Source organism: Streptomyces celluloflavus, assembly GCA_000720995.1.
Taxonomy (GTDB): domain Bacteria; phylum Actinomycetota; class Actinomycetes; order Streptomycetales; family Streptomycetaceae; genus Streptomyces; species Streptomyces celluloflavus.
Genome location: JOEL01000002.1, coordinates 122,792 through 149,343, shown reverse-complemented (window position 1 = coordinate 149,343; position 26,552 = coordinate 122,792). Strand labels below are relative to the sequence as shown.

Sequence of the window (26,552 nt, the reverse complement as noted above, 5' to 3'; positions counted from 1 at the left end):
CTCGGTCCATACGTATGCCCCTATGACACACCAAGGGCCCGGCAGACGCGCTGCCGGGCCCTTGGTATGGACGGTGTACTGCTTACTGGGCCGGGCCCTCGATGGCCTCGGAGGTCAGCAGGCCCGCGTTGATCTCGCGGAGCGCGATCGACAGCGGCTTCTCGTGGACGTGCGTGTCGACGAGGGGGCCGACGTACTCGAGCAGGCCCTCACCGAGCTGCGAGTAGTACGCGTTGATCTGGCGCGCGCGCTTGGCGGCGTAGATCACGAGGCTGTACTTCGAGTCGGTGGCCTCGAGAAGCTCATCAATTGGCGGATTGATGATGCCCTCGGGTGCGGTGATGGAAGAGGACACTCTCTGCCTTCCGAAGGGGTATGGAGCCGGTGTAAAGCGCAAAATTTTCGGCGGTCCGGGGCCTGCGGCCTCAGCCGCTGATGTCCCGCTCCCCGGATTGACGCAACATCAAGGCTAGCAGCTCACGGCTGACGTCCTCGACGGAGGTGTTGACAAGGGTCACATCGAACTCCGTCTCCGCGGCCAGCTCGACCTTCGCGGCCGCCAGCCGGCGCTCGATGATCTCGGGCGCCTCGGTGCCCCGGCCGGTGAGCCGGCGGACCAGCTCCTCCCAGCTCGGCGGGGCCAGGAAGACCAGATGGGCGTCCGCCATGGACTCGCGTACCTGACGGGCGCCCTGGAGGTCGATCTCCAGCAGCACGGGCTCCCCGGCCTCCAGGCGGTCCAGGACCGCCTTGCGCGGGGTGCCGTAGCGGTTGCCCGCGAATTCGGCCCACTCCAGCAGTTCACCGTTGGCGACGAGCTTGTCGAACTCCTCGTCGTCGACGAAGAAGTACTGGACACCGTGCTGCTCTCCGGGGCGCGGCTTCCTGGTGGTTGCCGATACCGAGAGCCAGACCTCGGGGTGGACGGTGCGCAGATGGGCGACGACCGTGCTCTTGCCGACCCCCGAGGGGCCGGAGAGCACGGTCAGTCGCGGACGAGCGTCCGGGGGCACGGGGGTCGTACCCCGGAATGTTGCAGCCATGCAGCGATTATTCCAGCTTCCCGGTGGTGCCGGGAAACTCAGGAACCGGCGCTGCCGAACTCACGCTCCAAAGAAGCGATCTGGTTGGAGCCAAGACCCCGGACGCGGCGGCTCTCGGAAATGCCGAGCCGCTCCATGATCTGCTTGGCGCGGACCTTGCCCACGCCGGGGAGCGACTCCAGGAGGGCGGAGACCTTCATCTTGCCGATGACGTCGTTCTCCTGGCCCTGCTTGATCACGTCATGGAGCGATGCGCCGGAGTGCTTGAGCCGATTCTTGACCTCGGCGCGCTCCCGGCGAGCCGCGGCGGCCTTTTCGAGCGCGGCTGCGCGCTGTTCAGGGGTAAGGGGCGGAAGAGCCACGCCTACGTCACCTCGGATGTCGAACTGTCGGATACGGACCGGTGTGGAACCTAGTCGCCCCGCAACCGCGGGGCAACGAGCAACGCTCTTACGTGCGGTGCTCTCGACGGAGACTAGCGGCCGAGCGCGCCGGAGTCAGCGAGAACAGACGAAAAGTCCTGGTCAGACTCTGCTGACCAGGACATTTCGGGACTAAAGTCCCGGCTGATCGACCGCCTTCCGCACTTCGTCGGCGAATCGGGCCGCCGCCGTGAGCAGCGCCTCGGGGTCCGGACCGTGCCGCAGCACACCCCGGCTGACGCTCGGCACGACATTGCGGACCGCGTCGCCGAAGACGGCGGGAAGATCCGCGGGGGTGGCGCCCTGGGCACCGATGCCGGGCGCGAGCAGCGGGCCGTTGATCGCCAGGTCGAACGCGGAGAGATCGCCGAGTGTGGCGCCGACCACCGCGCCGAAGGACCCCAGCGGCTCGGCACCGGCGTTCTCGGCCGCGAGGTGGCCGAGCATGGTGGCGGCGACCGTGCTGCCGTCGGCGCGTACCGCGCGCTGGACCTCCTGGCCCTCCGTGTTGGAGGTGAGGGCGAGGGTGAACAGGCCGCAGCCGTTCTCCCGGGCCAGGTCCACGGCGGGGCGCAGCGCGCCGTAGCCCAGGAACGGGCTGACCGTGACGGCGTCCGAGAAGAGCGGGGAGGCCGGGTCCAGGTAGGTGGCGGCGTAGGCGGCCATGGTGGAGCCGATGTCGCCGCGCTTGGCGTCCATCAGGACCAGCGCGCCGCGCTCGCGGGCCTCCACGACGGCCGTCTCCAGGACGGCCAGACCGCGCGAGCCGAAGCGTTCGAAGAAGGCGGACTGCGGTTTGAGGACGGCGACGCGGTCGGCGAGCGCCTCCACGACGGTGCGGGTGAACCGCGCCAGGCCGGCGACGTCGTCGTTCAGTCCCCAGTCGGCCAGCAGCGAGGCGTGCGGGTCGATGCCGACGCAGAGCGGCCCGCGCTCGTCCATGGCACGGCGCAGGCGGGCGCCGAACGGTTCCAGGGTCGTCATGCGGTCACCTTCTCGTGCTCGGCGCCGACGGCGTCGGCGAGGGTGGCGTACGGGCTGTCGCGCAGCCGGTCGGCGAGGCCCCGGTGGACGGCACGGCACCAGAACGGGCCCTCGTAGATGAAGGCGCTGTAGCCCTGGACGAGGGTGGCGCCGGCGAGGATGCGCTGCCAGGCATCCTCGGCGGTCTCGATGCCGCCGACCCCGACGAGGGTGATCCGGTCGCCCACCCGGGCGTACAGCCGGCGCAGGACCTCCAGGGAGCGCTGCTTGACGGGCGCGCCGGAGAGGCCGCCGGTCTCGGCGGTCAGCGCCGGGTCACTGGTCAGGCCGAGGCCGTCGCGGGCGATGGTGGTGTTGGTGGCGATGATGCCGTCCAGGCCGAGTTCGACGGCGAGGTCGGCGACGGCGTCGATGTCCGCGTCGGCGAGGTCCGGCGCAATCTTGACGAGGAGCGGCACCCGGCGGTCGGTGACCGTACGGTCGGCGGCCGCGCGGACCTCGGTCAGCAGCGGGCGGAGGTGGTCGGTGGCCTGGAGGTTGCGCAGTCCCGGGGTGTTCGGGGAGGAGACATTGACCACCAGGTAGTCGGCGTGCGCGGCGAGCCGTTCGGTGGAGGTGACGTAGTCGGCGGTCGCCGCGTCCTCCGGGACGATCTTGGTCTTGCCGATGTTGACGCCGACGGTGGTCGCGAAGACCGGCTTGCGGGCGGCCAGCCGGGCCGCCACGGCCGCGGAACCCTCGTTGTTGAACCCCATGCGGTTGATGAGCGCGCGGTCCGGCACGAGCCGGAAGAGCCGCTTCTTGGGGTTGCCCGGCTGCGCCTGGGCGGTGACGGTGCCGATCTCGACGTGGTCGAAGCCGAGCATCGTCATGCCGTCGATGGCGACGGCGTTCTTGTCGAAGCCGGCGGCCAGACCGAACGGGCCGTGCATCCGGCGGCCGAGCGCCTCGACGCGCAGTTCCTTGTGGCGGGGCGCGAGGACGGCCGCGACGAAGGTGCGCAGCACGGGGACCCGGGCCGCCAGGCGGATCCAGCGGAAGGCCAGGTGGTGGGCCTTCTCGGGGTCCATGCGCTGGAAGAAGAGCTTGAAGAACAGGTGGTACACGGGCGTGCCTTCCACGCGAGAGAGCGGGCGGGAGCGGGGATACGGGGCCTGGGGCCACAGGGCCACGGCGGTCCCATGAGGAGGGGGACACCGCTTCCGGTGTCCCCCTCGGTCGTCCTACTCCGCGCGAGCGGCGGTGAGATGTTCCGCGTGTTCCTGGAGGGAACGTACGCCCACATCACCACGGGACATCGCCTCGATGCCCTGGACCGCGGCGGCGAGGGCCTGGACGGTGGTGAGGCAGGGGATGGCGCGGGTGATGGCGGCGGTGCGGATGTCGTATCCGTCGAGGCGGCCGCCGGTGCCGTAGGGGGTGTTGACGATGAGGTCGACCTGACCGTCGTGGATGAGCTGGACGATGGTCTTCTCGCCGTGCGGGCCTTCGCCCTCGCTGTGCTTGCGGACGACGGTGGCGTTGATGCCGTTGCGGCGCAGGACTTCGGCGGTGCCGGAGGTGGCCAGCAGCTCGAAGCCGTGGGCGACCAGTTCGCGGGCGGGGAAGATCATGGAGCGCTTGTCGCGGTTGGCGACGGAGACGAAGGCCCGGCCCTTGGTGGGCAGGGCGCCGTACGCGCCGGACTGGGATTTGGCGTAGGCGGTGCCGAAGACGGTGTCGATGCCCATGACCTCGCCGGTGGAGCGCATCTCCGGGCCCAGGACGGTGTCGACGCCCTGGCCGGCCGCGTCCCGGAACCGCGACCAGGGCATGACGGCCTCCTTGACGGAGATCGGCGCGTCCAGCGGCAGGGTCCCGCCGTCGCCGGTCGCGGGGAGCATGCCCTCGGCCCGCAGTTCGGCGACGGTGGCGCCCAGGGAGATCCGGGCGGCGGCCTTGGCCAGCGGCACCGCGGTGGCCTTGGAGGTGAACGGCACGGTGCGCGAGGCACGCGGGTTCGCTTCCAGGACGTAGAGGATGTCACCGGCCATCGCGAACTGGATGTTGATCAGGCCCCGTACGCCCACCCCGCGGGCGATGGCCTCGGTGGAGGCCCGCAGCCGCTTGATGTCGTACCCGCCCAGCGTGATGGGCGGCAGCGCGCACGCGGAGTCCCCGGAGTGGATCCCGGCCTCCTCGATGTGCTCCATGACCCCGCCGAGGTAGAGCTCGTGGCCGTCGTAGAGCGCGTCGACGTCGATCTCGATGGCGTCGTCGAGGAACCGGTCGATCAGCACCGGGTGCTCGGAGATGAGCCCCGCGTGCCGGGTGAGGTACCCGGCGAGGGACGCCTCGTCGTAGACGATCTCCATCCCGCGGCCGCCCAGGACGTAGGAGGGGCGGACCATGACCGGGTAGCCGATCTCCGCGGCGATCGTCTTGGCCTCGTCGAAGGAGAACGCGGTGCCGTACTTCGGCGCCGGCAGTCCGGCCTCGGCCAGCACCCGGCCGAACGCCCCCCGCTCCTCGGCCAGGTCGATCGCCTCCGGCGACGTCCCGGCGATCGGCACCCCGTTGTCCTTGAGCGCCTGCGCCAGCCCCAGCGGGGTCTGCCCGCCCAGCTGGACGAGGACGCCCGCCACCGGCCCGGCCTGCTGCTCGGCGTGGACGATCTCCAGCACGTCCTCAAGGGTGAGCGGCTCGAAGTAGAGGCGGTCGGAGGTGTCGTAGTCGGTCGAGACGGTCTCCGGGTTGCAGTTGACCATCACCGTCTCGAACCCCGCCTGCGACAGCGCGAAGGACGCGTGCACACAGGAGTAGTCGAACTCGATGCCCTGCCCGATCCGGTTGGGTCCCGACCCCAGGATGATCACCGCCGGCTTGCTGCGCGGTGCGACTTCGTTCTCCTCGTCGTAGGAGGAGTAGAAGTACGGGGTGCGGGCGGCGAACTCGGCCGCGCACGTGTCGACGGTCTTGTAGACGGGGCGGATGCCCAGTGCGTGGCGGACCTCGCGCACCACGTCCTCGCCCAGCCCCCGGATCCCGGCGATCTGCGCGTCGGAGAATCCCAGCCGCTTCGCGTCCGCGAGGATCTGCGGGCCGAGCTCGCCGGCCGCCGCGATCTCGTCCGCGGTCTCCTTGATCAGGAAGAGCTGGTCGACGAACCACGGGTCGATCTTCGTGGCCTCGTACACCTCCTCCGGACCGGCACCGGCCCGGATCGCCGCCATGACCGTGTTGATCCGCCCGTCGGTGGGCACCTGCGCCTTCGCCAGCAGCGCCGCCCGGTCGCCGGGCGCCGCGGTGAAGTCGAAGGCGCTGCCCTTCTTCTCCAGCGAGCGCAGGGCCTTGTTCAGGGCCTCGGGGAAGTTCCGGCCGATCGCCATCGCCTCGCCCACCGACTTCATGGTGGTGGTGAGGGTGGCGTCGGCGGCCGGGAACTTCTCGAATGCGAACCGCGGCACCTTCACCACGACGTAGTCCAGCGTCGGCTCGAAGGACGCCGGGGTCTTCTCCGTGATGTCGTTGGGGATCTCGTCCAGCGTGTAGCCGACGGCGAGCCGCGCCGCGATCTTCGCGATCGGGAAGCCCGTCGCCTTCGACGCCAGCGCCGAGGACCGCGACACCCGCGGATTCATCTCGATGACGATGATCCGCCCGTCCACCGGATTCACCGCGAACTGAATGTTGCAGCCCCCGGTGTCGACCCCCACCTCGCGGATGATGGCGATGCCCACATCCCGCAGCGTCTGGTACTCCCGGTCGGTGAGCGTCATCGCCGGGGCCACCGTGATCGAGTCACCGGTGTGCACGCCCATCGGGTCGAAGTTCTCGATCGAGCACACGACCACGACGTTGTCGTGCCGGTCGCGCATCAGCTCCAGCTCGTACTCCTTCCACCCCAGGATCGACTCCTCCAGGAGCACCTCGGTGGTCGGGGAGAGCGTCAGGCCCTGACCCGCGATGCGCCGCAGCTCCTCCTCGTCGTGCGCGAAACCCGAACCTGCACCGCCCATCGTGAACGAGGGACGCACCACCACCGGGTAGCCGCCGAGCGTGTCCACGCCCGCCAGCACCTCGTCCATCGAGTGGCAGATCACCGAACGCGCCGACTCACCGTGACCGATCCGGGCGTGGACGGCCGCCACCACGCCCTTGAACAGGTCGCGGTCCTCGCCCTTGTGGATCGCCTCCACGTTCGCGCCGATCAGCTCGACGCCGTACTTCTCCAGCACCCCCTGCTCGTGCATGGAGATCGCGGTGTTCAGCGCCGTCTGCCCGCCCAGCGTCGGCAGCAGCGCGTCCGGCCGCTCCTTCGCGATGATCTTCTCGACGAACTCCGGCGTGATCGGCTCCACATACGTGGCGTCCGCGATCTCCGGATCCGTCATGATCGTCGCCGGATTCGAGTTGATCAGAATGACCCGCAGGCCCTCGGCCTTCAGCACACGGCACGCCTGGGTACCGGAATAGTCGAACTCGGCGGCCTGACCAATGACGATCGGACCGGAACCGATGACCAGAACGGACTGGATATCGGAGCGCTTAGGCACGCTGGCCCTCCATCAGGGAAACGAAGCGGTCGAAGAGGTACGCGGCGTCGTGCGGACCCGCGGCGGCCTCGGGGTGGTACTGGACGCTGAAGGCCGGCTGGTCGAGGAGGTGCAGACCCTCCACCACGTTGTCGTTCAGGCAGACGTGGGAGACCTCGGCGCGGCCGTAGGGGGTGTCGGAGACGCTGTCGAGCGGTGCGTCGACGGCGAATCCGTGGTTGTGCGCGGTGACCTCGACCTTGCCGGTGGTGCGGTCCTGCACCGGCTGGTTGATGCCGCGGTGGCCGTACTTGAGCTTGTAGGTGCCGAAGCCCAGCGCGCGGCCCAGGATCTGGTTGCCGAAGCAGATGCCGAACAGCGGCGTCCGGCGCTCCAGGACGCTCCGCATGACGGAGACCGGGTGGTCGGCGGTGGACGGGTCGCCGGGGCCGTTGGAGAAGAACACCCCGTCCGGCCCGACCGCGTACACGTCCTCGGCCGTGGCCGTGGCGGGCAGCACGTGCACCTCGATGCCGCGCTCGGCCATGCGGTGCGGGGTCATGCCCTTGATGCCCAGGTCGATCGCGGCGACCGTGAACTTCTTCGTGCCTATGGCCGGTACGACGTAGGGCTCCTTGGTGGCGACCTCGGCGGAGAGGTCGGCGCCCTGCATCTCGGGGGTCTGGCGCACCTTGGCGAGCATCGTGCCCTCGTCGGGCAGCGCCTCGCCGGAGAAGATGCCGACCCGCATGGCACCGCGCTCGCGCAGGTGCCGGGTGAGCGCGCGGGTGTCGATCCCGCTGATGCCCACGACGCGCTGGGCGACCAGTTCGTCGTCCAGCGAGCGCACCGAGCGCCAGTTGGAGGGGATCCGCGCGGGGTCGCGGACGACGAAGCCGGAGACCCAGATCCGCTGCGACTCCGGGTCCTCGTCGTTCACGCCGGTGTTGCCGATGTGCGGGGCGGTCATGACGACCACCTGGCGGTGGTAGGACGGGTCGGTCAGGGTCTCCTGGTAGCCGGTCATGCCGGTGGAGAACACCGCCTCGCCGAAGGTCTCCCCCACGGCCCCGTAGGCGCGGCCGCGGAAGCTGCGGCCGTCCTCCAGGACGAGTACGGCGGGAACCTTCGCGGTTCCCCTGGTGGAGGTGGTCATCGTGCGCCTTCCGTTTCGGTGTGCTCGGTGGTGCTTTCGGCGGTGCCGAGTGCGTTGAGGGCCTCGACCCAGGCCGGGTGCTCGGCCGCCCGGTCGCCGCGGAACCCGGAGTCGAGCTGCTTGTTCCCGTGCTCCCAGGTGACGATCAGCAGACCGCCCTCGGGGAGGACCTTGCCCGCGATGCCCTTGTCGAGGCGGCCGCCGCGCAGCGCGGCGGCCGGTACGAAGAAGTCCTGCGCCCCGGGCCGTACGACGTGCAGGCCCTGGTCGGTCAGGGTCAGCTCGGCGCGGCTGCGGGTGCCCAGACCGCGCGCCACGATCCGGTCGAGCCACTGGCCGGCGGTCGTGGAGCCGTGGTAGCGGCCGCTGAGGGTCAGCCGCGGTTCGCCGGGCTCCGCGGGCGCGGTGGGCAGCTCGGGCAGATCGCCCTGGAGCGTGCCGCGCCATTTCCAGCCCTCGCGCATCAGCCAGTAGACGAGCGCGATGAAGAGCAGCAGACCGACGACCCAGGCGATCCGGGCCGCCCAGTCGGTGACCGGCGCGGACTGCTGCGCGGCGGCCAGTTGGAACAGAGGAGAAGTCACGCCAGAATCCCGTCGACAACCGTTGTCCGGCCCCGCAGGAAGGTGTGGGTGACGCGTCCCGGCAGCTCACGGCCCTCGTAGGGGGTGTTGCGGCTGCGGGAGGCGAAGCCCGCGGGGTCCACCACTCCACGGTATGCGGAATCGACCAGCGTGAGGTTGGCGGGCTCGCCCGCCGCTATGGGCCGTCCGTGCCCTTCGAGGCGGCCGATGTGCGCGGGGCGGAAGGACATCCGGTCGGCGACGCCCGCCCAGTCCAGCAGCCCGCTGTCGACCATCGTGTGCTGGACGACGGAGAGCGCGGTCTCCAGGCCGACCATGCCCATGGCCGCGGCGCCCCACTCGCAGTCCTTGTCCTCGTGCGGGTGCGGGGCGTGGTCGGTGGCGACGCAGTCGATGGTGCCGTCGGCGAGCGCCTCGCGCAGCGCCAGCACGTCGGCCTCGGTGCGCAGCGGCGGGTTCACCTTGTAGACGGGGTTGTAGGACCGGACGAGTTCGTCGGTGAGCAGGAGGTGGTGCGGGGTGACCTCGGCGGTGACGTCCCAGCCCTTGGACTTGGCCCAGCGGACCAGTTCCACGGAGCCCGCGGTCGAGAGGTGGCAGATGTGCACGCGGGAGCCGACGTGCGCGGCGAGCAGCACATCGCGGGCGATGATCGACTCCTCCGCGACGGCCGGCCAGCCGCCGAGGCCCAGTTCGGCGGAGACGACGCCCTCGTTCATCTGGGCGCCCTCGGTGAGCCGCGGCTCCTGGGCGTGCTGGGCGACGACGCCGTCGAACGCCTTCACGTACTCCAGGGCGCGCCGCATGATGACGGCGTCGTCCACGCACTTGCCGTCGTCGGAGAAGACCCGGACACCGGCCGCGGAGTCGTGCATCGCGCCGAGTTCGGCGAGCTGCCTGCCCTCCAGGCCGACCGTCACCGCGCCGACCGGCTGGACGTCGCAGTAGCCGGACTCGCGGCCCAGCCGCCAGACCTGCTCGACGACGCCCGCGGTGTCGGCGACGGGGAAGGTGTTGGCCATGGCGTGGACGGCGGTGTAGCCGCCGACGGCGGCCGCCTTGGTGCCCGTCAGGACCGTCTCCGAGTCCTCCCGGCCCGGCTCGCGCAGGTGGGTGTGCAGGTCGACCAGGCCGGGCAGCAGGACCTGGCCGGCGGCCTCGATCACCCGGGCGCCGTCGGCGCTCAGCCCCGTGCCGACCGCCGCGATGGTCTCACCGTCGATCAGTACGTCCTGCGGCTCGCCGCCGAGGACGTTCGCCCCGCGAATAAGGATCTTGCTCATCGGTTACTTGCTCTCCTCGGTGCGGGTGCTGGTGCCGGTGCCGGCGGTGAGGGCGGGCTCGTTGCCGCCCAGAAGCAGATAGAGGACCGCCATACGGATGCTGACACCGTTGGTGACCTGTTCGACGGCGGTGCAGCGCGGCGAGTCGGCGACCTCGGCGGTGATCTCCATACCGCGGTTCATCGGGCCGGGGTGCATCACGATCGCGTGCTCCGGCATCCGGGCCATCCGCTCGCCGTCCAGGCCGTAGCGCCGCGCGTACTCGCGCTCGGTCGGGAAGAAGGCCGCGTTCATCCGCTCGCGCTGGACGCGCAGCATCATCACCGCGTCCGACTTGGCGAGCACGGCGTCCAGGTCGTACGAGACCTCGCAGGGCCACTGCTGCACGCCGATCGGCACCAGGGTGGGCGGCGCGACCAGCGTGACCTCGGCGCCGAGCGTGGTCAGCAGGTGGACGTTGGAGCGGGCGACGCGGCTGTGCAGGATGTCACCGACGACGGTGATCCGGCGGCCGGAGAGGTCGCTGCCCACGCCCTCGCCGAGGCGGCGGCGCATGGTGAAGGCGTCCAGCAGCGCCTGGGTGGGGTGCTCGTGGGTGCCGTCACCGGCGTTGACCACCGAGCCGCCGATCCAGCCGGAGGTCGCCAGGCGGTGCGGGGCGCCGGAGTCGTGGTGCCGGATGACGACGGCGTCCGCGCCCATCGCCTCCAGCGTCAGAGCGGTGTCCTTGAGCGACTCGCCCTTGGAGACCGACGAGCCCTTCGCGGAGAAGTTGATGACGTCCGCCGAGAGCCGTTTGGCGGCCGCCTCGAAGGAGATGCGGGTGCGGGTCGAGTCCTCGAAGAAGAGGTTGACTACGGTGCGCCCCCGCAGGGTGGGGAGCTTCTTGATCGGCCGGTCCGCGACCCGGGCCATCTCCTCGGCGGTGTCGAGGATCAGGACGGCGTCGTCGCGGGTGAGGTCGGCGGCCGAGATGAGGTGACGCTTCATCCGGTATCTCCGTGTGTGTGGGAGGTGTACGGGAATGTCCGTTGGGCAGGCAGGCAGGGGTGCGGGCCCGGGGTCACCGGGTCCGTACGCGGTGCGCTAGCGCTCGCCGGCCGGGGCGGTCCGGCCGGCCGCGGCGGGCCCGTGCGACGAGCCGGTGCGGGGCGCGGCGGAGCGGACGCCGAGCAGCACGGCGTCCCGGCCGTCCTCCTCGGTGAGCTGGACCTTGACCGTCTCCCGCAGCGACGTGGGGAGGTTCTTGCCGACATAGTCGGCGCGGATCGGCAGCTCGCGGTGGCCGCGGTCGACGAGGACCGCCAGCTGCACGGCGCGCGGCCGTCCGATGTCGCCCAGGGCGTCCAGCGCGGCGCGGATCGTCCGCCCGGAGAAGAGCACGTCGTCGACGAGCAGGACGACGCGGCCCTCGATGCCGTCGGCGGGGATGTCGGTCCGGGCGAGCGCGCGGGCCGGACCCAGCCGCAGGTCGTCGCGGTACATGGTGATGTCGAGCGAGCCGACCGGGATCGCGCGGCCGGTGATCTCTTCGAGCTTGGCGGCCAGCCGCCGGGCGAGGAACACGCCGCGGGTGGGAATCCCCAGCAGCACCACATCATCCGCGCCCTTGGCGCGTTCGACGATCTCGTGGGCGATGCGGGTGAGCATGCGCGCGATGTCCGGGCCTTCGAGCACCGGACGCGCGGGGCTCTGAGCCCGTACGTCGGAACTGTTTGCGTCCATAAGAAACGGACCTCCTTCTCCGCCTCACAGGACGGACGTTAAAGGACGTCAAAATTACGCAGCCCAGGCTACCAGGAGCCGTCCCGGAGGCCGCGCGCACCCCTGACGGGCGAAGCGGTGGCCCGTTCGGCTTGACGAAGCAGAATTACGCTGCGTAACCTCACAGTGAGTTACCAGTCTTCGTCCGGGGAGCTTTATGTCCAGCGAATACGCCAAACAGCTCGGGGCCAAACTCCGTGCCATCCGCACCCAGCAGGGCCTCTCTCTCCATGGTGTCGAGGAGAAGTCCCAGGGCCGCTGGAAGGCCGTGGTGGTGGGCTCGTACGAGCGTGGCGACCGTGCCGTGACCGTGCAGCGCCTTGCCGAGCTCGCGGACTTCTACGGCGTGCCGGTGCAGGAGCTCCTGCCGGGCACGACGCCCGGCGGAGCGGCCGAACCGCCGCCGAAGCTGGTGCTCGACCTGGAGCGCCTCGCCCATGTCCCGCAGGAGAAGGCCGGCCCGTTGCAGCGCTACGCCGCCACGATCCAGAGCCAGCGCGGCGACTACAACGGCAAGGTCCTGTCCATCCGCCAGGACGACCTGCGCACCCTCGCGGTGATCTACGACCAGTCGCCCTCGGTGCTCACCGAGCAGCTGATCAGCTGGGGCGTGCTGGACTCCGACGCGCGCCGCGCGGTCGCCCACGACGACATCTGACACCCGCCGTCGCAGAAACACCGAACCGCCGTCCCGGTCACCGGGGCGGCGGTTTCGCTGTGTGCGGCCGGGGGCGCCCCACGTGCGGCGCCCCCGGGGCCGACGCGCGGGCCAGACGGCCCCGTACGGGCATGCGAAGGGCCCGGAGCACTCCCTACCGCTCCGGGCCCGTTCACGCGCTCTGCCGTCCGCCTACCGCGTTTCGCGCCGCAGGCCCGGCTTCAGCTCCTTCAGACGGCCGAGCAGGCCGTTGACGAAGGCCGGGGAGTCGTCCGTGGAGAACTCCTTGGCGAGCTGAACCGCTTCGTCGATCGCCACCGCGTCCGGGGTGCCGTCCACCCAGATCAGCTCGTAGGCGCCGAGCCGCAGGATGTTGCGGTCGACGACCGGCATCCGGTCCAGCTCCCAGTCGACGGAGTAGGTGGCGATGAGCTCGTCGATGCGCTCGGTGTGGTCCGCGTACCCCTCGACCAGCTCCAGGGTGTACTCGTTCACCGGCGGCTGCCGGGGGTCGGTCCGGGCGTGCCGCATCCAGTCCGCGAGCACGGACTGCACATCGGCACCGCGCTGGTCGGCCTCGAAGAGGATCTGGAAGGCACGCTTACGGGCCTTGTTGCGGGCAGCCACGGTTAGCTGTTCACCCGGCCGAGGTAGTCGCCCGTGCGGGTGTCGACCTTGATCTTCTCGCCGGTCGTGATGAAGAGCGGCACCTGGATCTCGTAGCCGGTCTCCAGCTTGGCGGGCTTGGTGCCGCCGGTGGAGCGGTCGCCCTGGACGCCCGGCTCGGTCTCCGCGACGATCAGTTCGACGGCGGCCGGCAGCTCGACGTAGAGCACCGAGCCCTCGTGCTGGGCCACGACGGCCTCGAAGCCCTCGAGGAGGAAGTTCGCGGCGTCGCCGACGGACTTGCGGTCGACCATCAGCTGGTCGTAGGTGTCCATGTCCATGAAGACGAAGTACTCGCCGTCCATGTACGAGAACTGCATCCCGCGCTTGTCGACAGTGGCCGTCTCGACCTTCACGCCGGCGTTGAAGGTCTTGTCGACGACCTTGCCGGAGAGCACATTCTTCAGCTTGGTGCGGACGAAGGCCGGGCCCTTACCGGGCTTGACGTGCTGGAACTCGACGACGGACCAGAGCTGGCCCCCTTCGAGCTTGAGCACCAGGCCGTTCTTGAGGTCGTTCGTGGAAGCCACGGTTGCGGAATCTCCTGGACTGCGGGTGATGGGTACCTCGAAACCGCACGCGGCGAGCCCGGTGGCTCACAGCGCGAGCAGCTCCTTGGTCGTGATCGTGAGTAGCTCGGGTCCGCCGTCCGCCTCGGGGCGGACGACGAGTGTGTCGTCGATCCGGACGCCGCCGCGGCCCGGGAGGTGTACCCCCGGCTCGACGGTGACCGGCACGCAAGCGTCCAGTTTACCCATGGCGGCGGGTGAGAGCTGCGGGTCCTCGTCGATTTCGAGTCCGACGCCGTGCCCGGTCCACGGTCCGAGCCGCTCGCCGTGCCCCGCCGCATCCAGTACATGGCGTGTCGCGCGGTCCACTTCGCGGCACTCCACACCCGGCGCCAGCGCCTCCCGGCCGGCCCGCTGGGCGGCGAAAACGAGATCGTAGAGGTCGATCTGCCAGTCCGCCGGCGTGGTGCCGATCACGAAGGTACGGCCGATCTCGCAGCGGTAGCCGCGGTAGTTGGCACCCAGGCCGACGGTCAGGAAATCACCCTCCTCCACCCGCCGGTCCGTGGGCAGATGCCCGGGGCGGCCGGAGTTCGGGCCGGCCGCGACGGAGGTGGGGAAGGCCGGGCCGTCGGCGCCGTGGTCCACGAGGCGGCGCTCCAGTTCGAGCGCGAGATGCCGCTCGGTGCGGCCGACGAGGATCGATTCGAGGAGTTCGCCCAGCGCCTGGTCGGTGATCTCCGCGGCGATCCGCAAACAGGCGATCTCGTCGTCGTCCTTGACCAGCCGCTGCGCCTCGACGGCGCAGGCCAGGTCCGTGAGCCGCACCTGCGGGGCGACCTGGCCCAGCGCCCGGTGCCGGGAGACGGTGAGGTGGTGCTCCTCGACGGCCAGGATGTCCGCGCCGGCCTTCGCGGCCAGGTCGGCGGCGGCCACGACGGGGTCGCCGCCGCGGTTCGGCAGCACGGACACCCGTACGTCCTCGGCGGGCCGCCCCTCGGACGGGTCGCCGCCCAGTGCGCCGCCGCAGAGCAGGATGTCGTCGGCCGGGCCCAGCAGCAGGGCACCGTCGGCCGGCGCGCACCCGGTGAGGTAGCGGACGTTGGCGGGGCGCGAGATCAGTGCGGCGGTGCTTCCGGTCGCCGCGCAGCGGTCGCGCAGCCGCATGCGTCGGGCCGCGTACAGCTCGGACATATTCCGAGCCTACGGTCGGTCGGCGGCGACGGCCGGTCGAGAGCGGCCGGGCGGGCTAGCGGACGCGCACCGAGGACGGGCGCCGGGGCACCGTACGCGTCCGGCGAGGCGGCGGCGGGCTCCCGCCGGCTACCAGCTGGGCGGGCTGGCGATGCTGCGGGCGACGACGTCGTCCAGTACCCGGACCGTCGTGGCGACGTCGTGCGCGGAGTTGTCGATGATCGGCAGTCCGGAGCCGTACCAGCCGGCCATCCGGCCGTGGATGCGGGCCACCTCCTCGTCGGAGAGGCGGCGGTTGCCGCTGCGCCGGGCGTTGCGCTCCAGCACGATCTCCAGTCCCGGCAGCAGGACGACCGGGAGCAGGCCGGGGCCCACGTGCCGCTTCCAGCCGCCGAGGCCGACGACCGGCCGGTCCGGGAAGACCGCGTCGTCGAGGATGCAGGAGATGCCGTTGGCGAGGAAGTTACGGGCCGCGAAGCCGCAGGTGCGGCGGGCCAGGCGGTACTGCGCCTCGGAGTGGTCGTTCCAGCCCGCCTGCGGATCGGCGAAGCCCGCGCGGACCCATTCGCGGACGTCGTCGAGGCTGATGTGCGCGGTCGGCACCCGCCGGATGCCGGCCCAGTGGCGGGCGACGCTGGTCTTGCCCGCACCGGCCGGGCCGATGAGCAGCACCGCGACGGCCGCGTGCGCGGCGTCCTGCGCGGCACTGTCGGCCTGCGGGCTGGGCAGCGCCACCGGGGCGCCGGGGGGCAGCCGGACATGGCCGGCGAGGTCCGCGCTGTGCGGGGCGGGCGGGGCCTGCCGCGGCGCGGGACCGCCCCAGCCGGGGCCGCCGGGCGCCGGGCCGCCGGGCGCGGGCGGCACCGGCGGGGCGGCGGGCGCCGGGGGGACCGGCGGGGACGGTGGCGAGCCGGGCGGTATCGGAGGGCCGGGGTGGGGCGTCCAGTGCATACCGGCCCCCGGTCCCGGCACCTGCCGGCGGGGCGGTGGCAGCGGAGCCCCCACTGCGTGCTGCATCCGGTGGCTCTCCGTCTCGTGCGGTCGACTTGGTGCGGTGCGCGGGCGCCGGACCGCACCGCGCGGTACGGCGTGCGGCAACCGGCCTGCCCGGCCGGGCTGTTGTGCCGCATGGCCGTCGGCGGCGCTGCAGCGAACCGTACCGCCCCCGGCGTTCGGGGTGTGAACGTCCGGGGGCGGTACGGAGTGCCCGGAAGGGCTCAGCCTTGCAGCTCGTCGGCGAGGGCGCGCAGCGCGAGACGGTACGAGCCGATGCCGAAGCCGGCGACCGTACCGCTGGCGACGGCCGCGATGACCGAATTGTGGCGGAACTCCTCGCGGGCGTACGGATTCGAGATGTGCACCTCGATGAGCGGGGCGGTGCGCTGGGCTGCCGCGTCCCGCATGCCGTACGAGTAGTGCGTGAAGGCACCGGGGTTGAGGACGACCGGAATCGTTCCGTCCGCCGCCTCGTGCAGCCAGCGGATCATCTCGCCCTCGTCGTTGGTCTCCCGGACCTCGACGTCGAACCCCAGCTCCGTGCCGAGCGCGGTGCACTGCTCGACCAGCCCGGCGTAGGAGGTGGCGCCGTACACATCGGGCTCACGGGAGCCCAGCCGGCCGAGGTTGGGGCCGTTCAGGACGAGGACCCGGCGGTTCATTCGGCGATCTCCGCGTGGGCGGCGAGCAGCATGGCCGGGTCCGGGCCTTCGAGGACGGTCGGCTTGGCGAGGCCGTCCAGGACGATGAAGCGCAGCCGGTCACCGCGGGACTTCTTGTCGACCCGCATGGTCTCCAGGAGCTTGGGCCACTGGTCGCCGCGGTACGTCAGCGGCAGGCCGACGGAGGCCAGTACGGTGCGGTGCCGGTCGGCGGTGGCGTCGTCCAGGCGGCCCGCGATACGGCCCAGTTCGGCGGCGAACACCATGCCGACGGAGACGGCGGCGCCGTGCCGCCAGTTGTAGCGCTCGTTCTTCTCGATGGCGTGCGCCAGGGTGTGGCCGTAGTTGAGGATCTCGCGCAGACCGGATTCCCTGAGATCGGCGGAGACCACCTCGGCCTTGACCCGGATCGCCCGTTCGATCAGCTCGCAGGTGTGCGCGCCGTCCGGGCGCTTGGCCGCCTCCGGGTCCGCCTCGATCAGGTCCAGGATCGCCGGGTCGGCGATGAAGCCGGCCTTGATCACCTCGGCCAGGCCGGAGACGTAGTCGTGCACCGGGAGGGAGTCGAGGGCGGCCAGGTCGCACAGCACACCGGCCGGCGGGTGGAAGGCGCCGACGAGGTTCTTGCCCTCGGCGGTGTTGATGCCGGTCTTGCCGCCGACCGCCGCGTCCACCATGCCCAGCACCGTCGTCGGCACCGCGATCCAGCGCACCCCGCGCAGCCAGGTCGCCGCCACGAAGCCCGCCAGGTCCGTGGTGGCGCCGCCGCCGACCCCGACGATCACATCGCTGCGGGTGAAGCCGGTCTGCCCCAGGGCCTTCCAGCAGTACGCCGCGACCTCGGCGGTCTTGGCCTCCTCGGCGTTCGGCAGCTGGATCGCGATCGCCTCGAAGCCCTGGGACGCCAGGTCCTCGCGCAGCGCCTCACCGGTGGCGGCCAGCGCCTCGGGGTGCAGCACCGCGACCCGCTTCGCACCCGTCCCGATCAGGCCGGGCAGCTCACCGAGCAGCTGCCGCCCGACGAGCACCTCGTACGGCTCGGTGCCCGCCGTACCGCCGACCTGGATACGGGTGGCCTGCTCCGTCATGCCTCTTCCTTCCTGTGGGCGGCCCGCGGGACGTCGCCCGCGGCCGGCCGTAGCTCCAAAGCGTCCAGGACCGCGTCGGCGACGTCCTCGGGGGCGCGTCCTCCGGTGTCGATCACGGCGCGCGCGACCTCCGTGTACAGCGGGCGGCGCGCGGTCATCAGCTCGCGCCAGCGCTGCCGCGGGTTGACCGCGAGCAGCGGGCGCGGCGCGTCCAGGCCGACCCGCTTGACGGCGTCGGCGAGCGGCACGTCCAGGAAGACGACGGGCAGGCCCGTCAGCAGCTTCCGGGTACCGGCGTCCATGATCGCGCCGCCGCCGAGCGAGAGGACGCCCGGGTGGCCGGCGAGCGCGGCCTGTACGGCCGCCCGCTCCAGGTCGCGGAAGTGCGGCTCGCCCTCGTCGATGAAGATCTCCGCGATCGGCTTGCCGGCCGTGGCGACGATGTCGGCGTCGGTGTCCCGGTAGCCGGCGCCGAGCCGCTCGGCCAGCAGCGCGCCCACCGTGGACTTGCCGGCCCCGGGCGGGCCGATCAGTACGACGGCCGGCGACGTCACTTGATCGCCAGGTTGTCGAGGAAGCTCCGCACGTTGCGGCGGGTCTCCGGGACGCTGTCGCCGCCGAACTTCTCGACGACCGCGTCGGCCAGGACGAGCGCAACCATGGCCTCGGCGACGATGCCGGCGGCCGGGACCGCGCAGACGTCGGAGCGCTGGTGGTGCGCCTTGGTGGCCTCGCCCGTGCTGACATCGACGGTCGCCAGCGCCCGCGGCACGGTCGCGATCGGCTTCATCGCCGCCCGCACCCGCAGCAGTTCACCGGTCGTCAGCCCGCCCTCGGTGCCCCCGGAGCGGCCCGTCGTACGCCTGATCCCGTCGTCGGTCGAGACGATCTCGTCGTGCGCCTTGGACCCCGGCACCCGCGCCAGCTCGAAGCCGTCGCCGACCTCGACACCCTTGATGGCCTGGATGCCCATCAGGGCGGCGGCCAGCCGGGCGTCCAGCCGGCGGTCCCAGTGCACATGCGAGCCGAGGCCCACCGGCACGCCGTACGCCAGCACCTCGACCACCCCGCCCAGGGTGTCGCCGTCCTTGTGGGCCTGGTCGATCTCGGCGATCATCGCCTTGCTCGCGGCCGCGTCCAGGCAGCGCACCGGGTCCGCGTCCAGCTTCTCGACGTCGGCGGGCGCGGGGTAGACGCCGTAGGGGGCCTTCGCCGCGGCCAGTTCGACCACGTGCGAGACGATCTCGATGCCGGTCGTCTCCTTGAGGAAGGAGCGGGCGACGGCGCCCAGTGCGACGCGGGCGGCGGTCTCCCGGGCCGAGGCGCGCTCCAGGATCGGACGGGCCTCGTCGAAGCCGTACTTCTGCATCCCCGCGAGGTCCGCGTGGCCGGGGCGGGGGCGGGTCAGCGGGGCGTTACGGGCCAGCGCGGCCAGCTCCGCCGCGTCGACCGGGTCGGCCGCCATCACCTGTTCCCACTTGGGCCACTCGGTGTTGCCGACCATCACCGCCACCGGCGAGCCCAGCGACAGACCGTGCCGCACCCCGCCCAGGAAGGTGACCTCGTCCCGTTCGAACTTCATCCGGGCACCGCGGCCGTAGCCCAGCCGGCGCCGGGCCAGCGCGTCCGCCACCAAGTCCGTGGTGATCGGAACCCCGGCCGGAAGGCCCTCCAATGTCGCCACGAGTGCGGGGCCGTGCGACTCCCCCGCCGTCAGCCAGCGCAACCTGCTCAACGGTGCTCCTCATGTACTGCTCATCCGCGTACGGTCTCCCCCTGATCCTCCCACGTCGCGCCGGGCGGGCGGGGTCCCGTCCAGGGAACGGACCCGGTACGGGCGGGGCGGACGGAGACGGTGCGGGTGCGCGGTGCGGCGGTTCAGCGCGCCGCGAGTGCCGCCTCGCCCGCCGCGCGCATCGCGGCCAGCGGCGCCGGCGCCCGTCCGGTCATCTGCTCCACCTGGAACACCGCCTGGTGCACCAGGAGATCGAGACCGCCGACGACCGCCCCGCCGCGCGCGGCCCAGGCTGCGGCCAGCGCCGTCGGCCAGGGGTCGTAGAGGACGTCGAAGAGCGTGCCGGGGCGGCCGGGTACGGCGGCGGCGAGCGCGTCGGTGGTGCCGGCCGGGGTGGTGGCGATGGTCAGCGGCGCCGTGAGCGCCTCGGCGGCGTCGTCCCACGGGGCGGTACGGACGGTGACGCCCAGCCGCTCGCCCCAGCCGCGCATCTCGTCGGCGCGCGCCGCGCTGCGGACATAGGCGGTCACCTCGCCGTCGCAGATCCGGGAGAGCGCGGCGAGCGCCGAGGAAGCGGTGGCGCCGGCGCCCAGGACCGAGGCCCGTTCGACCCGTTCGACGCCGCGCTCGCGCAGCGCGGCGAGGATGCCGGGGATGTCGGTGTTGTCGCCGAGGCGGCGCCCGTCGGCCGTCAGCACGACGGTGTTCACCGCCTCCACCGAGGACGCGGTGGCGCTGATCCCGTCGAGCAGCGGGATCACGGCGCGCTTGAGCGGCATGGTCAGCGAGAGCCCCGCCCAGGTGGCGTCCAGCCCCGCCATGAAGGCGGGCAGCCCCGCCTCGTCGACCTCGTGGCGGCCGTACTCCCAGCCCGTCAGCCCCAGTGCGTCGTAGGCGGCGCGGTGCAGCACCGGCGAGAGGGAGTGGGCGATGGGCGACCCGAGGACCGCCGCCTTCTTGTTGTCCGGCACGGTCCCGCCCTCAGTTCTTCTTCTGCCGCTCGTTGAATTTCTCGACCAACTTTTCATGGTCGGCCAGATTCGTGGTGAAGTCCGTCGTCTTCCCGTCGACCGAGACGAAATAGAGCCACTTCTGCGTGTTGTCCGGATTGATTACGGCCTTCAGCGCTTCCGCACCCGGATTCCCGATCGGGCCGGGCGGCAGACCCTGGTTGCGATACGTGTTGTAGGGGTCCGGGTAGTTCCGGATCTCCTTCAAACTTATGTTGATTTTGCTCTGGTTCTTCAGATAGTTGAAGGTCGAGTCGAATTCGAGTTTCTGGTTCGAGTCCACATTCGTCGGGGAGAGCCGGTTGTAGATGACGGCGGCCATTTTACGGAAGTCGTCGTGCGTCCTTCCTTCGGCCTGGGTGAGGCTGGCGACGGTCAGGAGCTCCAGGGGCGATTTCAGATGGAGTTCCTCGGCCTTCGCCGGCAGATCGTACTTCTCGTACTCGTGGGTGGCCCGGTTCACCATCTGCTTGAGGACGTCCACCGGCTTCGCCTTCTCGCCCACGCTGTACGTCGAGGGATAGAGGAAACCGTCCAGCGGGTCCTTGATATTCGGGACACTGTTGGCCCAGGAAGGCAGCCCGAGATTCTTGACCTGACTGACGGCGACGTCCTTGGTGGTGCCCGCCTTGAGATTGAGCTTTTTGTCGATGAGCTCGTAGACCGCGCTGGCCCGCAAGCCCTCACTTATCGTCAGGCCGTTGCGGCTCTTGGGGTCCAGCATCAGCTCGACGGCCGCGGCCCCGGACATTTCCTTGCGCAGCGAGTAGACGCCCCCCGGGAGGCCCTTCGCCTTGTTGTTCTCCTCCACCGCGCGGGTGAACGCACCGGCACTCTTGACGACGCCCGCACGCTTGAGAATCCCGCCCATTTCCGAGACCAGCGCACCGGACGGAATCTCGACCTGAACGGCGCCGGAGCCGTCGCCCTCGAAGTCCGGCGGCGGCGCGAAGTGGCTCTCGTAGAAGTCGTAGCCGAAGTAGCCGACGGTGCCCACGACGCCGGCGATCGCCACGGTGACGACCAGGCAGGCGACGCCGCTGCGCCGTTTGTTCTTCTTGCCGCGGCGCTCGCGGCCGTCCCGGCGCCGCTCGCGGGGGGCGGGACGCGCGTCGGTCTCGTCCTCGCCGTCGCCGTCCCCGGCGAAGAACGCGGGTTCCGGTTCCCGTTCGCGGGACTTCGGTTCACGCGGCTCCGGTTCGTGCGGCTGCGGTTCGTGCAGTTGCGGTTCGTGCAGCTCCGCTCCCACCCGGTCCGGCTCCGCCCGCCAGTCGTCGCCGGCGCCGTCCGGGTACGGCTGCCCGGTCTGCTGCGGATGCTGCGACTGCGAGTACTGCTCCTGCTGCGGATACTGCTCTTGTTGCCCGTACTGCTCTTGCTGCGGGTGCTGGCCTTGTTGCGGGTGCTGCGGATACTGCTCTTGCTGCGGGTGCTGAGGATGCTGGCCTTGCTGCGGATACTGCGGCGGCTGCTGTTGCGGGTACGGCTGCTGCTGTTGCGGCTGCTGGCGTCCGTGCTGGGGCTGCGGCGGCGGGTAGGCGTCCGGCGTGCCGTAGTAGTCCGGGGTCGCACCGTGGTACGGATCGACCGGCGGCTGCTGCTGGCCGTAGGGGTCGTACGGGTCGTACGACTGCTGCGCACCGTGGACGCCGTGCCAGTCCCCGTTGTACTGGTGCTGGGGATGCGGGGCGGACTGCGGTCCGCCCCACTGAGGCTGCTGCTCCCGGCCTCCGTAGGGACCCTGGTCTCCGTAGAGCGGGTCCTCGGGATGCCACGGTTCGGAGCCATAGCCCCGGCCATACTCGGTCATCGATCCCCTAGAGCCGAGAGGCGGTGCGCTGCTGACTGGCAGCGCGCTTGCTGTGTCGATCCGCCTCTTCCTGCACGAGCGGCTGTTCGAACCGCCGCCACATCGCGCGGAACGTTACCGTACCGCGATCAGATGACCACTTCGACGCTCTCGCCCGGAGGCCGCCCGGAGACCCGTTCGGTCTCCAGCGCACTCTGGAGAATGACCACCGCGGCCGCCTGGTCGACCACCGAGCGGCCCTTCTTGCTCTTGACCCCGGAGGCCCGCAGACCGTGGGTCGCGGTGACCGTGCTCATCCGCTCGTCGACCAGCCGGACCCCGACGGGCGCGATGTTCCGGGCCAGCTCCTGGGCGAACGCCCGGACCTTGGCCGCGGCCGGCCCCTCTCCCCCGTTGAGGGAGCGGGGCAGACCGACCACGACTTCCAGCGGCTCGTACTCGTCGACAATCGCCTTCAGCCGCCGGTGTGCTGAGGGCACGTCACGTCCCGGCACGGTTTCGACGGGGGTGGCGAGGACCCCGTCGGGGTCGCACGAGGCGACCCCGATGCGGGCGTCCCCGACATCCACGGCGATGCGCCGGCCACGTCGCATGGAGCTCACGCGGGTCAGACCGTCTCGGCGACGAGCCGCTCGACGGCCTCGATGGCCTCGGGTACCGCGGCGGCGTGCTGACCGCCGCCCTGGGCGACGTCCGGCTTGCCGCCGCCACCGCCGCCGAGGGTCTTGGCGGCCGCGCGGACCAGCTCGCCGGCCTTGATGCCGCGCTCGCGGGCGGCCTCGTTGGTGGCGATGACCGTCACCGGGCGGCCGTTGGCGACGGTGAACAGGGCCACGACGGCGGCGCGGTCACCGGGGATCCGGCCACGGACGTCCAGCACCAGCTTGCGCAGATCGTCGGCGGAGGTGCCGTCCGGGACCTGGCCGGCGGCCAGCGCCACACCGTGGACGTCCTTGGCGCCCGCGGCCAGCCCGGCGGCGGCCTGGAGCACCTTCTCGGCGCGGAACTTCTCGATCTCCTTCTCGGCGTCCTTCAGCTTGGCCAGCACACCGGAGATCCGCTCGGGCAGTTCCTCCGGGCGGCCCTTGACCAGTTCGGTGAGCTGCGAGACGACCGTGTGCTCACGGGCCAGGAACTTGTACGCGTCCACGCCGACCAGCGCCTCGACGCGGCGCACGCCGGAGCCGATGGAGGACTCGCCGAGCAGCTTCACCAGGCCCAGCTGGGCGGTGTTGTGGACGTGCGTACCGCCGCACAGCTCCTTGGAGAAGTCGCCGATGGTGACGACCCGCACCCGGTCGCCGTACTTCTCGCCGAACTCGGCGATGGCGCCCTGCTTCTTGGCGTCCTCCATGCTCATGACCTCGGCACGGACGTCGAGCTCGCGGGAGAGCACCTCGTTGATCTTCTGCTCGACGTCCGTGAGGACCGCGCCGGGCACCGCGGCGGGCGAGCCGAAGTCGAAGCGGAAGCGGCCCGGGGAGTTCTCCGAACCGGCCTGGGCGGCGGTCGGGCCGAGCGCGTCGCGCAGCGCCTGGTGGGTGAGGTGGGTGGCGCTGTGCGCGCGGGCGATGGCGCGCCGGCGGGTCACGTCGATGGCGGCGTACGCGGCGGAGCCGAGCACGACCTCACCGACCTGGACGACGCCCTTGTGCACCGTGACGCCGGGCACCGGCTGCTGGACGTCGCGGATCTCGACGACGGCGCCGGAGTCCAGCCTGATCCGGCCGGTGTCGGCGAGCTGACCGCCGCCCTCGGCGTAGAAGGGGGTGCGGTCCAGGACGACCTCGACCTCGTCGCCCTCGTGGGCGGCGGGGGCCGGGGCGCCGTTGACCAGCAGGCCGACGATGCTGGATTCGCCTTCGGTGCTGCTGTATCCGGTGAACTCCGTGGCGCCCGCCGTGTCGGCGACCGCGCGGTAGGCGGACAGGTCGGCGTGCCCGTGCTTCTTGGCCTGGGCGTCGGCCTTGGCGCGCTCCCGCTGCTCCTTCATCAGGCGGCGGAAGCCGTCCTCGTCCACCGAGAGGCCCTGTTCCGCGGCCATTTCGAGGGTGAGGTCGATCGGGAAGCCCCAGGTGTCGTGGAGCAGGAACGCCTTGTCGCCGGCCAGGACCGCGCCGCCGGACGCCTTGGTCTCGGTGACGGCGGTGTCCAGGATGTTGGTGCCGGCCTTCAGCGTCTTGACGAAGGCGGCCTCCTCGGCGAGGGCGACCGTCTCGATCCGCCGGCGGTCCTCCAGCAGCTCCGGGTACTGCTGGCCCATCGTCCTGATGACGACGTCCAGCAGCTCGCCGACGACCAGACCGCCCGCGCCGAGCAGCCGCATGTTGCGGATGGCGCGGCGCATGATGCGGCGCAGGACGTAGCCGCGGCCCTCGTTGCCGGGGGTGACGCCGTCGCCGATGAGCATCGTGGCGGTGCGCATGTGGTCGGCGACGACCCGCAGCGAGACGTCGGAGCCGTCGGCGGCGCCGTAGCGCACGCCGGTCAGCTCGGTGGCCTTGTCGATGACGACGCGCAGGGTGTCCGTCTCGTACATGTTGCGGACGTCCTGGAGGATCATCGCCAGGCGTTCGAGTCCGAGGCCGGTGTCGATGTTCTGGCTGGGCAGGTCGCCGAGGATCTCGAAGTCCTCCTTGCCGGTGCCCGCCCCGCGCTCGTACTGCATGAAGACCAGGTTCCAGATCTCCACATACCGCTCGTCGTTGACGGCCGGGCCGCCCTCGACGCCGAAGGACGGGCCGCGGTCGTAGTTGATCTCGGAGCACGGGCCGCAGGGGCCCGGGACGCCCATGGACCAGTAGTTCTCCTTCTTGCCCAGCCGCTGGATCCGCTCGGCCGGTACGCCGACGACCTCGCGCCAGATCCGCTCGGCCTCGTCGTCGTCGAGGTAGACCGTGATCCAGAGCTTCTCCGGGTCGAGGCCGAAGCCGCCGTCGGCCTGCGAGCTGGTGAGCAGCTCCCAGGCGTACTTGATGGCGCCTTCCTTGAAGTAGTCGCCGAAGGAGAAGTTGCCGCACATCTGGAAGAACGTGCCGTGCCGGGTGGTCTTGCCGACCTCTTCGATGTCCGGCGTACGCACGCACTTCTGCACGCTGGTGGCGGTCGCGAAGGGGGGCTTGACCTCGCCGAGGAAGTACGGCTTGAAGGGCACCATGCCCGCGGGGACCAGCAGCAGCGTCGGGTCGTCCGCGATGAGTGACGCCGACGGCACGACGGTGTGCCCGCGCTCCTCGAAGAAGCGCAGCCAGCGGCGGCGGATTTCAGCCGACTCCATCAGTGGTCCTCATTTCCAGTCGGTCCGGTCAGCCCGGTCGGTCCGGTTGTTCTCGTGATTCGGTACGGCGATTCGAGCACCGCGTGGCGGCGCGGTCCGGGCAGCTCGCGCACCTCGGTCGTCTCGGTGAGACCGAGTGCCTCGTGCAGCTGTTCTTCACGGTCCGCCATTCCCGTGCGTACGTCCACTGCAAACTGGCGCAGCCGGTGGCCGGTTTCGACGGCCTTCTCCGCGGCCTGCGCGGCGAGGCTGTCGGGCTGGAGCCGGCGCAGCTTGCGGTGGACCTTGGTGGTGGCCCACACACCGGCGGCTGCGCCGGTGGTGAACCAGAATGCGCGGCGGAACATCGCGGTGATCAGTCCTTGGAGCGACGGGTTCGGCGCCCGCCACGGCGGGCGCCGGGCAGGGTGCGGCCGACGACGACGGTGCGCTTCGGCTCGGGTTCGCCCTTCTTGCCGATCGCGCGGCGCACGCCGTAGCCGAACGCCGCCACCTTGACCAGGGGTCCGCCGAAGGCGGAGGACACCGTCGAGGAGAGCGCGGAGGCGTTGGCGGTGACCTCTTGGACATCGGCGGCGATGGCGTCGACACGGGCCAGCTGGGTGTGCGCGGAGCGGACGGTCGCGGACGCGTCGGCGAGGAGCGGAACGGCCTGGTCGGACACTTCGGCCACCATCTTGGTGGTCGCCTTGAGCGTCTGTGCGAGCCTCACCAGCACGAGGGCGAGGAACGACACGAGGATCGCCCAGAAGACGGCCACGAGAATCCCGGCCACCTCTCCACCGGACACGTTGGCACCACTCTCCGACTGGTTTTTGCTCTGATCTCGTCCTGCTCGAACGGCGACCTCGACCTTATCGCGCCGCGACTGTCCGCCCGTACCCCAGTTCCCCGTGCGGCGGGTGGAGCCGGGCGGGGCGGGCGGGGCGGCGCCGCGGCGCGGGGGTGGTCAGCCGCCGGCGCCCCGGTCACCGCCGGCACCGGGTACGGCCGCCCGGGAGCGGCTCCGCGTCCGGTGAACTCTCGGAAAAATTGGCCGAGTTGACACCCCGCCCGGCCCGCAGGCGCGGGCGGCGGCCGGAGCCGGGCCGCGCCACGGGACGCCGGCGACCGTACGGGCCGTCGATGCGGCGCCGGGTACGCACGAACCCGCCGTCTCCCCGCCGCGAGCGCGGTGGGAAGACGGCGGGCCGAGTG

The 26,552-nt window shown here is 71.3% G+C and carries 26 protein-coding genes; 1 reads left to right on the top strand and 25 read right to left on the bottom strand.

All coding sequences use genetic code 11. From position 1 onward, the window contains the following. Positions 1–82: 82 nt before the first annotated feature. The 11 genes from rpoZ to pyrR form a co-directional block, all read right to left on the bottom strand. Positions 83–355, bottom strand: coding sequence for a DNA-directed RNA polymerase subunit omega (gene rpoZ, locus IH09_RS02380; protein WP_005319902.1), 273 nt, complete (start codon positions 353–355; stop codon positions 83–85). Positions 356–425: 70 nt separating this feature from the next. Further along, complete coding sequence (gene gmk, locus IH09_RS02375; protein WP_094794692.1) at positions 426–1,043, bottom strand: guanylate kinase; 618 nt, start codon at positions 1,041–1,043, stop codon at positions 426–428. A 38-nt stretch (positions 1,044–1,081) separates the two neighbouring features. Next, on the bottom strand, positions 1,082–1,405 hold the full coding sequence (locus tag IH09_RS02370; protein ID WP_052853563.1) for an integration host factor: 324 nt from the start codon (positions 1,403–1,405) through the stop codon (positions 1,082–1,084). Between the two features lie 192 nt (positions 1,406–1,597). Continuing rightward, entirely contained in the window at positions 1,598–2,449 is an 852-nt protein-coding gene (pyrF, locus tag IH09_RS02365) for an orotidine-5'-phosphate decarboxylase (protein ID WP_052853562.1), read from the bottom strand. After that, positions 2,446–3,555 (bottom strand): quinone-dependent dihydroorotate dehydrogenase, encoded by a 1,110-nt coding sequence (locus IH09_RS02360; protein ID WP_052853561.1) that lies wholly within the window; start codon positions 3,553–3,555, stop codon positions 2,446–2,448. The genes pyrF and IH09_RS02360 overlap by 4 nt, the downstream gene beginning before the upstream one ends. Before the next feature lie 117 nt (positions 3,556–3,672). Next, positions 3,673–6,984 (bottom strand): carbamoyl-phosphate synthase large subunit, encoded by a 3,312-nt coding sequence (gene carB, locus IH09_RS02355; protein WP_052853560.1) that lies wholly within the window; start codon positions 6,982–6,984, stop codon positions 3,673–3,675. Then, a complete protein-coding gene (carA, locus tag IH09_RS02350; RefSeq protein WP_052853559.1) occupies positions 6,977–8,119 on the bottom strand; it encodes a glutamine-hydrolyzing carbamoyl-phosphate synthase small subunit in 1,143 nt (380 codons plus the stop codon). Before carA ends, carB begins: the two co-directional genes overlap by 8 nt. Further along, positions 8,116–8,703: a PH-like domain-containing protein gene (locus tag IH09_RS02345; RefSeq protein WP_052853558.1), complete on the bottom strand. Its 588-nt coding sequence runs from the start codon at positions 8,701–8,703 to the stop codon at positions 8,116–8,118. Before IH09_RS02345 ends, carA begins: the two co-directional genes overlap by 4 nt. Beyond that, on the bottom strand, positions 8,700–9,986 hold the full coding sequence (locus IH09_RS02340; protein WP_052853557.1) for a dihydroorotase: 1,287 nt from the start codon (positions 9,984–9,986) through the stop codon (positions 8,700–8,702). The genes IH09_RS02345 and IH09_RS02340 overlap by 4 nt, the downstream gene beginning before the upstream one ends. A gap of 3 nt (positions 9,987–9,989) precedes the next feature. Continuing rightward, on the bottom strand, positions 9,990–10,976 hold the full coding sequence (locus IH09_RS02335) for an aspartate carbamoyltransferase catalytic subunit (RefSeq protein WP_052853556.1): 987 nt from the start codon (positions 10,974–10,976) through the stop codon (positions 9,990–9,992). A gap of 96 nt (positions 10,977–11,072) precedes the next feature. Continuing rightward, positions 11,073–11,711 carry a bifunctional pyr operon transcriptional regulator/uracil phosphoribosyltransferase PyrR gene (pyrR, locus tag IH09_RS02330; RefSeq protein WP_052853555.1) on the bottom strand — a complete coding sequence of 213 codons (639 nt, stop codon included), beginning with the start codon at positions 11,709–11,711 and terminating at the stop codon, positions 11,073–11,075. Positions 11,712–11,907: 196 nt separating this feature from the next. Between pyrR and bldD the strand changes: the two genes are divergently transcribed. Beyond that, on the top strand, positions 11,908–12,408 hold the full coding sequence (bldD, locus tag IH09_RS02325; protein ID WP_052853554.1) for a transcriptional regulator BldD: 501 nt from the start codon (positions 11,908–11,910) through the stop codon (positions 12,406–12,408). Between the two features lie 192 nt (positions 12,409–12,600). On the opposite strand, the gene nusB is transcribed toward bldD, so the two are convergent. From nusB to IH09_RS02255, 14 genes are all read right to left on the bottom strand, one after another. Beyond that, positions 12,601–13,035 (bottom strand): transcription antitermination factor NusB, encoded by a 435-nt coding sequence (gene nusB / locus IH09_RS02320; RefSeq protein WP_052853553.1) that lies wholly within the window; start codon positions 13,033–13,035, stop codon positions 12,601–12,603. A gap of 2 nt (positions 13,036–13,037) precedes the next feature. Continuing rightward, complete coding sequence (efp, locus tag IH09_RS02315; RefSeq protein ID WP_052853552.1) at positions 13,038–13,604, bottom strand: elongation factor P; 567 nt, start codon at positions 13,602–13,604, stop codon at positions 13,038–13,040. A 66-nt stretch (positions 13,605–13,670) separates the two neighbouring features. Then, positions 13,671–14,777, bottom strand: coding sequence for an aminopeptidase P family protein (locus tag IH09_RS02310; protein ID WP_052853551.1), 1,107 nt, complete (start codon positions 14,775–14,777; stop codon positions 13,671–13,673). 129 nt (positions 14,778–14,906) lie between these two features. Then, on the bottom strand, positions 14,907–15,794 hold the full coding sequence (locus IH09_RS02305) for a Pro-rich N-terminal domain-containing protein (RefSeq protein ID WP_052853550.1): 888 nt from the start codon (positions 15,792–15,794) through the stop codon (positions 14,907–14,909). A 200-nt stretch (positions 15,795–15,994) separates the two neighbouring features. Next, positions 15,995–16,435 carry a type II 3-dehydroquinate dehydratase gene (aroQ, locus tag IH09_RS02300; RefSeq protein ID WP_052853549.1) on the bottom strand — a complete coding sequence of 147 codons (441 nt, stop codon included), beginning with the start codon at positions 16,433–16,435 and terminating at the stop codon, positions 15,995–15,997. After that, complete coding sequence (aroB, locus tag IH09_RS02295; RefSeq protein WP_052853548.1) at positions 16,432–17,523, bottom strand: 3-dehydroquinate synthase; 1,092 nt, start codon at positions 17,521–17,523, stop codon at positions 16,432–16,434. The genes aroQ and aroB overlap by 4 nt, the downstream gene beginning before the upstream one ends. Further along, positions 17,520–18,077 (bottom strand): shikimate kinase, encoded by a 558-nt coding sequence (locus tag IH09_RS02290; protein WP_052853547.1) that lies wholly within the window; start codon positions 18,075–18,077, stop codon positions 17,520–17,522. Before IH09_RS02290 ends, aroB begins: the two co-directional genes overlap by 4 nt. Further along, positions 18,074–19,258 (bottom strand): chorismate synthase, encoded by a 1,185-nt coding sequence (gene aroC, locus IH09_RS02285; RefSeq protein ID WP_052853546.1) that lies wholly within the window; start codon positions 19,256–19,258, stop codon positions 18,074–18,076. The genes IH09_RS02290 and aroC overlap by 4 nt, the downstream gene beginning before the upstream one ends. A 143-nt stretch (positions 19,259–19,401) precedes the next feature. After that, entirely contained in the window at positions 19,402–20,229 is an 828-nt protein-coding gene (locus tag IH09_RS02280; protein WP_052853545.1) for a shikimate dehydrogenase, read from the bottom strand. 10 nt (positions 20,230–20,239) lie between these two features. Then, positions 20,240–22,078, bottom strand: coding sequence for an endolytic transglycosylase MltG (gene mltG / locus IH09_RS02275; RefSeq protein ID WP_052853544.1), 1,839 nt, complete (start codon positions 22,076–22,078; stop codon positions 20,240–20,242). A 128-nt stretch (positions 22,079–22,206) separates the two neighbouring features. After that, positions 22,207–22,671, bottom strand: a complete 465-nt coding sequence (gene ruvX, locus IH09_RS02270; protein WP_052853543.1) for a Holliday junction resolvase RuvX — start codon at positions 22,669–22,671, stop codon at positions 22,207–22,209. Positions 22,672–22,685: 14 nt separating this feature from the next. After that, entirely contained in the window at positions 22,686–25,355 is a 2,670-nt protein-coding gene (gene alaS, locus IH09_RS02265) for an alanine--tRNA ligase (RefSeq protein ID WP_052853542.1), read from the bottom strand. After that, on the bottom strand, positions 25,355–25,702 hold the full coding sequence (locus IH09_RS02260; protein ID WP_052853541.1) for a DUF6167 family protein: 348 nt from the start codon (positions 25,700–25,702) through the stop codon (positions 25,355–25,357). The genes alaS and IH09_RS02260 overlap by 1 nt, the downstream gene beginning before the upstream one ends. Before the next feature lie 8 nt (positions 25,703–25,710). Continuing rightward, a complete protein-coding gene (locus IH09_RS02255; RefSeq protein ID WP_242640829.1) occupies positions 25,711–26,145 on the bottom strand; it encodes a DUF948 domain-containing protein in 435 nt (144 codons plus the stop codon). Positions 26,146–26,552: the final 407 nt, after the last annotated feature.